Raw genomic sequence first — 12,406 nt, forward strand, 5'->3', positions numbered from 1 at the left:
AATAGAATATGTTGTTCCTTTAAAACAGCTAGGAGAGCTAACGGAAGGCATATAGCTTAAGGTTAGCTAGCTACGACCCTACTTAACCCTAAGCCTATCAAGGACGACGAGCCACTTGAGTGGTATCGGCTGTACATCGCCTCGACGAGTATACCTAACAATAGTCATAGGCAGTACCCCGATCTCAAGTTCCTTCTTAGCGATTAGCACAGGGTCCTCTCTAACATGCCGTGGAAGCTTTTCAACATCAATTAGTACCGGTGCACCCATACTTATCTGGAGAGCCCTTACACCTATTACACGTGCACGTTCAAACCTGGTTAGCCATGGTGGCCCAATCTTTATCCTAGCCTTCAACTCTTCGATGTTGTATTCCTCTGTTGTCATAAAGGTCCCCGCACAGCTACTACCTTGTAGAGATATTTAAAACTAAAACATGAGATTTGGGGGGAGTAGTGTATTTAGTTTTGAGAACAAAGAGAGCCGGACTACCGTCGGTTAGAACTAAAATCTGTGATTAAAAGTTATGGGTTGGGTTACTCCTCTTCGCCGCCCTTCTTGCCCTTCTTCTTCTCCTCAGTCTTTGGTGCGGCTGCGATTACGTCGTCGATCTTTAGGATTGTTGTTGCTGCTTCAGTAGCGCTCTTTAGCACCTGCTCCTTGACTAGTATCGGTTCGATAACGTTGATCTTTACCATGTCCTCCTCGATCTTGCTGTTGAGTACGTTGATGCCTGCTAGGGTCTTGCCCTCTGCGTGTAGCCTCCTTAGGTCCATCAATGCTTGTAGTGCGTCCATGCCAGCGCTCTCAGCTAGTATCATTGGTATCTCCTCGAGGGCTTCTGCGTAGGCCTCTACTGCTAGCTGCTCCTTACCGCCTAGGCTCTCGGCGAATTTACGTAGCCTTAGAGCTAGCTCAACCTCTACGGCGCCGCCGCCTGGCACGATCATGGGCTTTCTTAGCACATTCCTTAGCACGTGTAGTGCGTCGTTGATGCTTCTCTCAGCCTCGTCTAGCACCATGTCGTTGGCGCCACGTAGCAGTATTGTTACGGCCTTGGGGTTCGGGCAGCCCTCGATGAATACCATCTTGTCGTTGCCAACCTTTCTCTCCTCGACGAGCTTGGCGAAGCCTAGGTCCTCTGGCTTTAGGTCGCGTAGGCTGCTGACGATGCGGCCGCCAGTAGCGTACTCCAGCTTCTCTAGGTCGCTCCTCTTTACCCTTCTTACTGCCATGATGCCCTTCTTTGCTAGGAAGTGCTGGGCAACCTCGTCAATACCCTTCTGGGTTATAACTACGATACCAGCCTTGCTTGGGTCAACACCGTCCTTTTTCATCCTCTCGAGGGCGATGTTGTAGATCTTCTCGACCATCTCCTTTAGCAGCCTAGCCTCTTCGTCGAGGAATGCCTTTATCTGCTCTGGCGAGGTAATGTTGATCTTAGCAGTTATCTCTGGCTTCTCAACCTCTAGTGGAGCGTCAAGGAGTACTATGTAGGCATTCTCAACTCTCTTAGGCATGCCTGGGTGTACAACCTCCTTGTCAAGGACAATGCCCTCTACTAGCTGACTGTCTAGCAGGCTGCCACCCTTCTTCTTCTCAATCTTTATCCTGTCAAGCCTCACTACGTAGGTGCCGTCGCCGCGCGGCTCGGCAACCTTTAGCACAGCTTCTACAACCATGTCTGTCAGCTTGTCGAGGGTGGCGCCACTACCAACATACTTACTGTAGAGGGATGTCGAGGCTATCCTCTTTAGCAGCTGCTTGTCATTAATGTCCACCTTTATGCCGAGCTTCTCTAGTTCTGCGAGGGCGAAGTCTAGTGCCTTCTTGTAACCCTCAATAATAGTTGTTGGGTGTATGTTCTGGTCAAGCAGGTTTTCTGCCCGGTCTAGCAGCATGCCAGCGAGTACTACGGCACTAGTAGTGCCGTCGCCTACCTCCGCGTCCTGGGCCTTAGCAACCTCCACCATCAGCTTTGCTGCAGGGTGCTGTATCTCCATCTCCTTGAGTATTGTTGCGCCGTCATTGGTTATTGTTACGTCGCCGAAGGAGTCTACTAGCATCTTGTCTAGGCCGCGTGGGCCTAGACTGCTCTTTAGAACCTCAGCTAGCACCTTGGCTGCAAGGATGTTGTTTCTTAGCGCCTCCCTACCATAGACGCGCTGGGTGCCCTCCTTCAGTATAAGTACTGGTACACCAAGCGCCATTATGCTACACCCCTACGCGCCCACTATCCTATGTCCGGATAGATTGCCTTCGGGGTGCTTCTATATAAGCGTTACTCCAGGATTTGTTGGTACAGGGACAAGGCTTCCAGGGGGAGGGGTGGTTCTAGCGGAGGGAGATTCCGAGAGACTGTGGAGTGATGTTATACCTGCGGAGTGCGTAGAGTATGCCTCTCCGTATAGCGTATATGTCGCTCGAGTAGTTGTAGAAGAAGCCAAGCTGCTCCCAGATGCGCTTACCCTCGAGGTAGAGGAGTAACCGTGGCGGAGAGCCAAGCTCCTTCTCTACATCCCTAACAAGTGCTGCGTCAACCTTAACGACGCGTATAACTGGCTCAACCTTGAAGGCAAAGTCGTCAAGTAGGGATGCTAAGTAGCGGCCGTGTGGGCTTTGGGAGTCGTAGACGAGGATGAGTACGAGCCGGTGAGCTTCAATGGTCTTTCGCAACTCTTCAAGAGTTTCAACTTCGAGCATGTTGCTGTCTCCTCTCTGCCAGCAGTTTCCTCAAGTACTCCCTCTCCTCACGTGTCAGGTGCAGTATTATATCGGTTGGCTCTAGCCTTGTAGAGGGGGGCTTTACGGTCTCGCCAACAATGACATAGCCCTTCTCAATAGTCTCCTCAACCTCGTGCTCACCATAGAACTCCACGAGTTCCCTCAGCCTCTCCTGGAAGTCTATAGCCTCCTTAGCCTCTCTTTCACTTAGCGTGTACCCACACACCATACAGTATAGGTCTGGGGTGACTGCTCTAAATCCACAGCGCGGGCATGGTATGGGTGTTGGTGCGCCATGCATCTCCCAGATACTCCTAATTTGCGGTACTAGATCCCTTCTATCGAGCCTTAGAGCCTCATGGTATAGCTTTGATACATGTTTAGCGGCTACTGGTCCTCCATAGCTAACTATGAATTCTAGCTGTTCCGGAGTAAACTTCTCAAGCCTCTCGAGTAGATATGCAGAGGCGAACAGGTAGACGTTGTTGGCGGTAGCCTTCATCCTAGAGATTATAGTGTCTCTTGACGGTCTCGAGCTATACTGCGATAAAATGCCCTCAACTATAGGTCTAAGCATCTCCTTGTAGGCTTCACGTTGGAGGCCGAGTATGTCCAGGCCAAGCTGCTGGACAGCATCATCTACTATGGACTCGAGTAGCTTGTTTACATCGATGTTGGAGCCTCGTCTAACACCAGACGATCTCCTTCTAGTAGTGGAACGTGTACGCCTAGAACTAGTCCTGGCAGATGTACTTGTACTCGTTGATGCTGTAGACGATGTAGTTGCCGCCCGCCTCTTCCTCGTAGTCCTGCGAGCCATGCCCTCTAGACACCACCCGGATAGGGAGCACAGTCGTTCCAGCCTGTACACAGCCTCATACCTGGGATGGGATGTGTCACACCAATAGCTCTGAAATGCAGGAGCCACCCCTATAACTGGTTCCGGCAGAAGAGATAACGCTATGGGGCGGGAGATGAGAGCACTTGCCCCCCGTGACCCCGTGGTGGGGGTGAAGAAATTACCGCGTAAGGATCCCGCCCCACCTAGTACCTCTCATCATACCAGTCATGCCCCGTAGGCATGTATATGGGGCCGTTGCGGGCTGCATACCTGCTTATAAGATAGCTCAAAAGTATTTCGAGCTGCCTCCTCTTCCTTCTAGCGCTCCGCAGTGCTGCCTCGAATTCCTCATAGGTTACATCCTTGCCTCTAAACCAGGCCCTGACAAGCCTTCTATATATGAACTTGAGGAGCTGTTCATACTCCTCTTCTAGGTCGACGTTATAACGGTACTTGTACACGATGTGTTCTATCATGTCACCGAGGTATTTGTCGATAAGCATCAGCAAATCCTCGCTCATCCCTACGTCTTCCTCCACGCATACGTGTTGAAGCTAGCCTAGCCCTATAACTCCTTTCCCGCGAGTATTATATGGGCCTACCTGTGAAACCCCAGGTATAGAACCCCGCAGCAACTCCATTCAGTCTCATCGAGTTTGTGGTTTATGGGGGCTCAGCGGCTACCATTCTCGTCATAGAGGCTTGTCTGGCCGAAGTTTCTCGGCAGCGGCCAGAGTTCAGCACAGCCCCATTCACTGCTGTCTGACTAGATCCCTAAGGAGTTAACGGCTGCAAGGGAATTGCTGGTAGTGATGGGGCTCAGAATGCTCGTGCCTCTGCATATCCCTCTCACTTAGGGCTACGCAACAGGGCGCTCATCATGGCCCGTAGACGCTAAAGCTGCAGAGTCCCCCTCTTCTCCTCTCTGGTGAGTGTATGAAGCCCCAGCACATAAGAGTGAGCCCGGACCGTGTTGCAGCTAAAGTGGTTGTAGTGGGTGATCCTGCCAGGGCTCGGTTCATAGCCGAGCACCTTCTCGAGGATGCCGAGCTGGTTAACGAGGAGAGGTGCTTCCACCTCTATACTGGGTTCTACCGTGGGGAGAGAATTAGCGTAGCCGTGCATGGTGTAGGTGCAGCTTCCTCAGCTATAGTCTTTGAGGAGCTTAGAATGCTCGGTGCAAAGGTCATGGTCCGGCTTGGTACTGCTGGTGCGCTAATGCCAGAGCTTGATATAGGTGACATGGTTGTCGCTACTGGTGCAGCCTACGTTCACGGAGGAACCATAGGCTCCTACGTCCCCGATGCTTGTATGGCCACAGCACCAAACCCGTTGCTTCTCACAAAGCTATATGATTATGCTAAGAGGATACACGGTCGTGTAGTCTTAGGTCCCGTGTTTAGCAGCGATGCCTTCTATGCTGAGGATCCGGAGTTCGCCAAGAAATGGTTCTCAAGAGGCATAGTGGCTGTTGAAATGGAGGTTGCAACTCTCTACGCACTGGCGGCGCTGAGGAGGTTCGATGCTGCAGCTGCACTCGTCATATCTGATAACCTCGTCGTACCAGGTAAGGAGGAGTTACGGCACCACCGCGAGCTTGAACCCTACGTGGAAAAGGCTGCCAAAGCAGTGCTCGAGGCGCTTAGAGACTATAATCCCAGTAATATAAGCTAATGGTTACCTGGAGCCTATGAGGAGGCCTTGGACGTGCTGAAGGGTGAAGAGAGCCGTGGCTCCCGAGGCTCTAGCCGAGGATGTGCGTAGAATCATGAGAGGGAAGGGGCTAGAGGTTAGCGAAACCCGTTCGCGTCAAGCAACACTGGACGGTGAGATGATAGGATACCACTCCGTCTCCGGCTACAAGCAGGGCTCATACAAGGTTACGGTTAGGCTTAGCCCGGAACCTGCGAGCACAACAGTGGTCATCAATGCTGCTAGTGAGCAGCAAGCTCAGAGTGCAGCTACACGCCTCGAAAAGCTAGGATTCAATGTTGACGTTGAGGGTGAGAGGGTACACGCATCGATAAAAACCGTGCAAGCAAACATTTTATCAAAGGCTATCGACATTGCTGAGGAGGCTTCAAAGCAGTCTTAGAGACTATGTTCGCAAGTACATTGTAAGGCTGAACTGCAACGCTGGAGGCACGACGTGCAAACCGTCAAGCACCGAGTGCCAGAGGTTTCTCGCCGAGCCAAACCTTCCACAGGCACTACTGCTAGCTGGCTACCGGCTACTAGACTGTACCTGCAGCAGTGGCGGGGGTGTCAGCATAGAGCTCGTTGGGACGAGCGGGGACACTATACCGGCAAGACTCTGCCTAGACTGTGGAAGCATATTTCCAGCCCTTACCCTTAAAGCTCAGCTGCCACTCTCAACCAGTATTCCACCCTACCGTGGCCCCATCCAGGAAGCTATGCTAAAGACTGTAGAGACTATTGCGCAGTTCTGCGCACATAGGAAGGGGCTACCACTACTCCTTGACACAGTGTTGGCCGAGCCAGCAAGAATGTGTAAGGTTAAGCTGGGCTGTAGGCCGATACATATCTCATCATTCGAGAAAGCAGATTTAGGCACGGTATCGCCACGGATAAAGCTTCCAACAATACTGTCATGGATTACATTGAGGCTCCGAAAAAGCATCGAAATTGAAGCACCATGGCTCTGTGTGGAGTCCAACAACGGGGCGCTGCAGCTTGTCTGCTTGAGCGAGACATGCAGATTTGAGGTAACACATTGTGGAAGCGTGAGGCTCATCCATGGCAAGGCTATAGCTCTGCCATCATCTACGAGGTGTAGCCCAGCACTACTCCACCTGGTGTACCTTTACGGCACACTATACAAGAGCATTGATGACGTAAATGTAAAGCCCTGCATCTGGAGCATGACAGGTCTAGCCATACTAGGCGCCTGGTACTCTACTGGCGAGAATGGAGAATCAATGATGCTACTGGTCTGGAATCCGCTCAAGAAGAGTAAGCTCCACGAAATAGTATTTGAGAGACATAGGATTGTAGAGGCAAAGCTTACAAGTCCCGCCACCTGGTTGGAGGAGCAGCTCATACCTCAGTACAATAGGCTACGTATACCACTACCGCCACATGGGGCTAGGCTGGTCTATGTTAGGCTTCGAAAGCTGCCAAGACTATTGTCGAAGAATGCTAATGGTTAGCGGGGCATGTTGATGCACTACCAAGTTTTTCAACTCTCTTGCGTAGCTCTCGACATAGATTGCACATCTCGTTCGAAATTTCCCTATTGTCTATGTTGCCGCTAACTACACGCTCGGCAAGCTTAAATATATGTTGATACAGCTGCTCGTCATTCAATATAGTGTCTATGTAGTCGCTACCTCTCCTCCGTAACAAGTAGTTAGATATGGCAGCCGGTGTTAGTCGGAGAAGCTTGGCAGCCTTGTATATTGATAGGCCATAGTCTCTCACGAGCACAATAGCTATTGAAGCCCTAATGGATGGAACATACTTCTTAACTGCTACTTCGCACGGTGTTACGAGTAGTGTTTGCTCACCATTCATAGCGGCTAGCCCATATTTTCAGCTGTTTAGATTCCGGGCTAATAATAGCTTTCCTTAGCTCATTGTAGTATCCGGATGGTGTATTATAAGAGGGAAAATATTCGAAGCATACGAAACTTGTATGTTTCGTTTCAGTGAAAAGAAATTAAGAGCATATTGTTTAAAGTAGAGAGTATGGCTTCCGCGGGTGGGAAGTAAAAGGTGGGTAGCAGTGTTCGACCCTGTAAAAATGGAGATAGACAAGGAGACTAGGGATGCGATTAAGGAAGCTTTTGAGGATCTCGTGAAGCCGGTTGAAATAAACGTCTTCATAGGTCCTAATTGCAGGTATTGTGACGAGACAGTAAAGATAGCTAAGGTTCTCGAAGAGGAGGCACCGGTAAAGAATGGCAAAAAACTAGTAACCATGAAGATATACGAGAAAGATAAACATGTCGATGTATTTAAGAAACATGGTGTGGAAAGAATACCAAGCTTAACCCTTGTCGAGGGAAGGATAAAGTATACCGGTACGCCTAGCGGTGAGGAGCTAAGAGGGCTCGTTGAGACAATAATAAGAATCTCTCAAGAGGATAGTGGTCTCGACGAGACAACAGTTGAGAAAATAAAGTTGATAGAAAAACCGGTTCACGTGGAAATCATTGTTACCCCGCAGTGCCCGTACTGCCCCTATGCGGCACTACTATCAAACATGTTCGCCTATGAAGCGTGGAGAAACGGTAAGACCGACTTCGTATCGGAGATTGTTGAAGCCTATGAGAATCCCGACATAGCTGACAAGTATGGTGTAACATCAGTACCAGCAATAGCTATCAACGGTGTGCTAGCATTCGTCGGCGTGCCTTACGAGGAAGACTTCATAGAGAGAATCATCGATGTAGTTGAGCGTAGGAGGACCATAAAGACAGAGTTCCTTGAAGGAGCAACCGGCATCTAGACAAAGATTCCCGGTAGGTCGATAGACTCGTCTGCCTATCTGGCTTTTTATAAAATAACTCCTATAGCCAGGCTATAGGGGCTCAGCCAAATGCCTTCTCATCACGGTTCCCGATTCAGCGACGGGAGTACTCGTCACAGCCCATTCAGAAGAGGAAAGGGGAGGAAGCCTCCCTAATCCATATAGTGGCGGTACTAGTTACCACCCAGCAGCTCTTCGATTTTGCGCTTAGCTATACTTGCTACCAGCTTACCGTCGACCTTGCCTCTTAGCTTTGGCATTACACGGCCCATAACCTTGTTTAGTGCCGCCAGCCCTCTCGCCCTAATCTCGGCTTCGAGCTGCTTTACAGCCTCCTCGACAAGTTTCTCGACCTTCTCCACAGGTACCGTCTCTATGCCCAGCTCGCGTACAGCCTCTTCGACGCTCCTTGATGGATTCTCTGCCAGGTACTTTATGAGGTCTGGCACAGCATCCTTGGAGACTTTGCCCTCTGCTATAGCCCTCACGATCTCTTCTATATGGGTGTCTGAAAGGTTGCTAACGGGTACTCCTTCCCTTGCAAGGCTTCTCAGTATGTTTGTGAATAATGATGCTATGTAGGATGGTGCTACGCGGCTCCCATACTTCTCGGCGAGTTTTTCAAAGAGGTCTAGGTGTATGTCCCTTATGATCTGTCTTGCTAGCTGTTCGCTGAGGCCATACTTCCTAACCAGCTTTTCTAGTTTCTCGTGGGGCTTTTCCGGCACTATTTTGCGTGCTTTGTTGAGCAGCTCCTTGGTAACTTCTAGTGGTGGTATATCAGTCTCTGGATACATTCTAGCCGAGCCAGGCTGTGGTCTCATAAACTTGGTTGTGCCATCTTCCTGGGCAGCTCTAGTTTCCTTAGGTATGCCTTCGAGCGCCATTTTTGCCCTCTCCTTTACAGCTTCCAGTGCCTTCCTGGCTTTGGGCTCTTCATCCGCTACTATGACTATTGCATCCCAGCCCTTCTTGGCATTAAGAAGTTTATATAGCTCCTCGACTTCTTCAGCTGATATACCGTAGCCTGGTAGTTCATCGGTGTGGAAGAGGCCTCCTACACCACCCCAGAAGCGTGCATAGTCTGCTAGCTCTGTTCCAAACCTTCTGCCTGGTTGCACCTCAACACCGAGTAGGCCGTGGAAACCTGGCAGCTTGAGAGCTAGAACCCTGCCTCCACGCTTGACTGCTCTAGCTATGATCTTTGACTTGGTCTTCTTAAACACATCTGTCACGTCGGCTATCTCCTGGGCATCGATATCTTCCTGCCTTACACCCCTCCTCTTTAGCTCGTCGCGTATCTCCAGGAGCCTCTTCTGTCTAATAGCTTCGTAGAGGACTATCTTCGGTATGAGTTCTAGCCTCTGTACACCCTTAATCTCGGTCTTTACTCCGCCCCTTATTGAGACGTTAAGGTCCTGGCGTATAGTACCTATACCCCTCTTTACCCTGCCGGTCAGCCTCAGCAGCTGGCCTATGGCTAGGGCAGCCTCATAGGCCTCCTCGGGAGTCTCAATGTCAGGCTCAGTCGATATCTCTATGAGTGGAATGCCTAGCCGGTCAAGCATGTAGTGTACGTAGCGGCCCTCCTCCCGTAGCTTACGGGAGGCATCCTCCTCTACAGCTATAGTTGCTATGCCTATCTTCTTGCCCGACTCGAGTTCTATCGAGCCTCCCAGGGCTATTATTGCGGTGCGCTGGAACCCTGTAGTATTTGAGCCATCGATGACAATCTTCCTCATGACATGTATCTCGTCTACGGGTGTAGCGCCAAGAGCCAGGGCTACAGCGAGCCCTATAACCACTGCCTCCTGGTTAATCTCATGTGGAGGTTCCTCGTCAGCCTCTACTAGGCAGCTAGTAGCCCTTGGCGCATGGTAGTGGTACATTCTACCCTTACGCCATTCGAACAGTGCAGCAATGTCTACCTCGCCTAGCTCGCTACGGGTAGGCCTTAGTTGCCGAACAAACTCGTCTCCTGGCTCGTCCTCGCTGGAGAGCCTTGTGGGGCAATTGCAGAACAGCTTGGCTCTAGTATTTAGCTGTTGGTGTATCTCAAGGCCAGCCTTTAGCCCCAGCTCCCGAGGGTCATACTTTGAAGGGTCTACCTTGGGCTCGATCAATGCGGCCACCTCGGGTATAGGTCTACGGTGTGTCTCGGATTGATCTCTCCAGCTAGGTTCTCGCGCATGAGTCTCTTTGCCTCCTCAAAACTCGAGGAGTGCGCTAGAACCCATGAAAGCTTGACGAAGGCTGTCTCGGGGAGCATATCGTCACCTGGCACGACACCTGCAGCTAGTAACTTGCGGCCGGTAGCGTAGACGTTCATGTTAACCCTGCCGAAGAGAGTTTGTGAAGTCATGACGACTACAATTTCGTTCTCCACAGCCCTCCTAATACTGTCCACGAGCCATTCGCCCACGTGGCCAAGCCCAGTACCTTCGAGGACTATGCCTCGGTAGCCGCGATCCACGAGAAAGTCTATGATCTCCGAATCCATTCCGGGATAATACTTTACCAGTGCAACCTTGCGCTCAAACCCATTCATAACTCTTAGCTCTTGTTCGCCTCTGCGTTGCAGGGGCTCTGAGACGAGTTCTATCCTCCTCTCAAACGGGTAAACCCTTGCTAGTGGCCTAGCATTAATACTCTGGAAGGCGTCACGCCGGCTTGTATGCATCTTTCTAACCTTCGTGGCTCTATGGGCTAAGGCGTAGGTGTCGCCGGTCTCTCCGTGCATAACCACGGTAACCTCGGCAAAGGGGGCCCTGGCTGCTACGAGCACAGCCGATATGAGGTTGAAGGAGGCATCGCTGCTGGGCCTATCACTACTCCTCTGGGCACCCACGAAGGCAATAGGCACTGGAAGCCCTCTAAACGCAAATGCTAGAGCAGAAGCTGTATAAGCCATTGTATCGGTTCCGTGTGCTACTACGATGCCCTCAAAACCCTCAGCAATACTCTTGGCAACGGCATCCACTATACGTTCCCAGTACTCTGGTCTCATGTTCTCGCTTAGAATATTCATCAGAACCTCGGCTGAAACTTCGGCTATAAACCCGATCTCGGGAACAGCCTCTACAAGATCACGTGCAGACATTGCAGGCTTAACAGCGCCGGTCTCGTACTCAATCTTACTAGCAATAGTGCCCCCAGTACCGATGATCATAACTCGTGGCCTCTTCTCTAGCGGTGGTTGCTCCTCCAGGAGAGGAACCACGGCTGGAGCGCCGGCAGCGGCCTCCCTCAATATGGCCTCGCGTGTCTTCACAACAGTTATCTCGGTGTGCTCGTCGACCCTAACACCGATATTATAGCCGTTATCCAGCTTAATGACTATAATTGGCTTGGCACTAAGCGCGTAGCGTGGCATCAGTATGCCCTCGAAAACCCTGCCATCACGTTGCACAATCCTTATCCTATCACCAACCCTTGCACCAGCTCTTTCAAGCAAAGCCCTGGCAATACCAGTGTAGCCTGGAACAGTCTCCAAGGCAGACCTAGCCCCAGCAAAAGCCAAGAATAAAAGCCTATATAAGGACTCCACGCCACTCTAGCAACGTTCTGGGGGAACACTATGCCAAGCCACGGTTCACTAACAAAGGCGGGCAAGGTTAGGAAGCAGACACCAAAGATCCCTGCAAAGCCCAGGAAGAACCCAGCGCCAAGGATGCGCAACAGGAGGGAGTACAAGAGACTGCTAGTGAAGATGCAGCAGGGCCAGCTAACGCGCTAAAGAGGGCTACATCAAAGTCCCATCCCGATAATCCTTCTTTTATCCTTCTAGATATTTTGGTAACCAGCTTGGTTTCCAGGTTCAATGCTTCTCTCTTCCTTCGGCCTAGCGGCTGTCAATAGCTTCTGATATGAGGAGATGGCACTAACCAACTCCATGTAGTGATTGGGTAACCCGTCATGGAGATAAACGCGGATAACATATGGTGGTGCGTCAAGATAAGAGAACAATGTTATAAGCAGTTTTTCGGCCTTTGGGCGGTGGTTAACCCAGTTAAAAACCATCTCTATCGCGCCAATAGACTCCTAGTGTGGGGTTAGTCTTTGCGTACTAGGACGATCTCGATGGTGCTAACCCTGCTCTGGCGGCCGTCGGGATTCTGTATTACCTGGCTGTCAATCTTGATCTCCTTGACGTCAACCTTGTCTGGTAGGAACCTCTTCCTGACGATCTCCACAGTGTCAACAGCCTTGCTTATGGCGCGGCCCCTAGCCTTGATGACTACCTCCTTGACGCCCTGGTTTAGCAGGGTTAGGGTTGCTAGTACGTAGTTCATTACAGGCTTCTTACCTACTAGAACTACATTGCTTGGAGCTGCGGTTGCCTGCGCCAT

Annotated in this window: 14 protein-coding genes; 5 read left to right on the forward strand and 9 right to left on the reverse strand. The window is 50.9% G+C overall.

From position 1 onward, the window contains the following. Positions 1-78: 78 nt before the first annotated feature. The 5 genes from HBUT_RS04815 to HBUT_RS04835 all read right to left on the reverse strand — a co-directional run bounded on the left by HBUT_RS04815 (position 79) and on the right by HBUT_RS04835 (position 4,086). Entirely contained in the window at positions 79-387 is a 309-nt protein-coding gene (locus tag HBUT_RS04815) for a DNA-directed RNA polymerase subunit K (RefSeq protein ID WP_011822083.1), read from the reverse strand. A 149-nt stretch (positions 388-536) separates the two neighbouring features. Further along, positions 537-2,210, reverse strand: coding sequence for a thermosome subunit alpha (gene thsA / locus HBUT_RS04820; RefSeq protein WP_011822084.1), 1,674 nt, complete (start codon positions 2,208-2,210; stop codon positions 537-539). Positions 2,211-2,334: 124 nt separating this feature from the next. Continuing rightward, positions 2,335-2,703 (reverse strand): thioredoxin domain-containing protein, encoded by a 369-nt coding sequence (locus HBUT_RS04825; RefSeq protein WP_011822085.1) that lies wholly within the window; start codon positions 2,701-2,703, stop codon positions 2,335-2,337. Then, positions 2,690-3,544, reverse strand: coding sequence for a hypothetical protein (locus tag HBUT_RS04830; protein ID WP_048061476.1), 855 nt, complete (start codon positions 3,542-3,544; stop codon positions 2,690-2,692). Before HBUT_RS04830 ends, HBUT_RS04825 begins: the two co-directional genes overlap by 14 nt. Before the next feature lie 224 nt (positions 3,545-3,768). Next, entirely contained in the window at positions 3,769-4,086 is a 318-nt protein-coding gene (locus HBUT_RS04835; RefSeq protein WP_011822087.1) for a hypothetical protein, read from the reverse strand. 415 nt (positions 4,087-4,501) lie between these two features. On the opposite strand from HBUT_RS04835, the gene HBUT_RS04840 reads away from it, so the two are divergent. From HBUT_RS04840 to HBUT_RS04850, 3 genes are read left to right on the forward strand one after another with little or no spacing between them, the layout of a single operon-like run. Next, a complete protein-coding gene (locus HBUT_RS04840) occupies positions 4,502-5,239 on the forward strand; it encodes a purine-nucleoside phosphorylase (protein ID WP_011822088.1) in 738 nt (245 codons plus the stop codon). Between the two features lie 55 nt (positions 5,240-5,294). Continuing rightward, positions 5,295-5,660 (forward strand): hypothetical protein, encoded by a 366-nt coding sequence (locus HBUT_RS04845; protein ID WP_011822089.1) that lies wholly within the window; start codon positions 5,295-5,297, stop codon positions 5,658-5,660. After that, complete coding sequence (locus tag HBUT_RS04850) at positions 5,632-6,735, forward strand: hypothetical protein (RefSeq protein ID WP_011822090.1); 1,104 nt, start codon at positions 5,632-5,634, stop codon at positions 6,733-6,735. Before HBUT_RS04845 ends, HBUT_RS04850 begins: the two co-directional genes overlap by 29 nt. On the opposite strand, the gene HBUT_RS04855 is transcribed toward HBUT_RS04850, so the two are convergent. Next, entirely contained in the window at positions 6,725-7,099 is a 375-nt protein-coding gene (locus HBUT_RS04855) for a transcriptional regulator (protein ID WP_011822091.1), read from the reverse strand. The genes HBUT_RS04850 and HBUT_RS04855 overlap by 11 nt on opposite strands. A gap of 211 nt (positions 7,100-7,310) precedes the next feature. Between HBUT_RS04855 and pdo the strand changes: the two genes are divergently transcribed. Next, a complete protein-coding gene (pdo, locus tag HBUT_RS04860; protein WP_228546722.1) occupies positions 7,311-8,036 on the forward strand; it encodes a protein disulfide oxidoreductase in 726 nt (241 codons plus the stop codon). 194 nt (positions 8,037-8,230) lie between these two features. On the opposite strand, the gene gatE is transcribed toward pdo, so the two are convergent. Both gatE and gatD read right to left on the reverse strand, forming a co-directional pair. Further along, on the reverse strand, positions 8,231-10,180 hold the full coding sequence (gatE, locus tag HBUT_RS04865) for a Glu-tRNA(Gln) amidotransferase subunit GatE (protein ID WP_011822093.1): 1,950 nt from the start codon (positions 10,178-10,180) through the stop codon (positions 8,231-8,233). After that, positions 10,177-11,550, reverse strand: coding sequence for a Glu-tRNA(Gln) amidotransferase subunit GatD (gene gatD, locus HBUT_RS04870; protein WP_011822094.1), 1,374 nt, complete (start codon positions 11,548-11,550; stop codon positions 10,177-10,179). Before gatD ends, gatE begins: the two co-directional genes overlap by 4 nt. 84 nt (positions 11,551-11,634) lie before the next feature. Between gatD and HBUT_RS04875 the strand changes: the two genes are divergently transcribed. Continuing rightward, the gene (locus tag HBUT_RS04875; protein ID WP_011822095.1) at positions 11,635-11,793 is read left to right on the forward strand and encodes a 30S ribosomal protein S30e; all 159 of its coding nucleotides are present in this window, start codon (positions 11,635-11,637) and stop codon (positions 11,791-11,793) included. A gap of 316 nt (positions 11,794-12,109) precedes the next feature. On the opposite strand, the gene albA is transcribed toward HBUT_RS04875, so the two are convergent. Continuing rightward, positions 12,110-12,406, reverse strand: coding sequence for a DNA-binding protein Alba (gene albA, locus HBUT_RS04880; protein WP_011822096.1), 297 nt, complete (start codon positions 12,404-12,406; stop codon positions 12,110-12,112).

It is taken from the genome of Hyperthermus butylicus DSM 5456, assembly GCF_000015145.1.
GTDB lineage: Archaea > Thermoproteota > Thermoprotei_A > Sulfolobales > Pyrodictiaceae > Hyperthermus > Hyperthermus butylicus.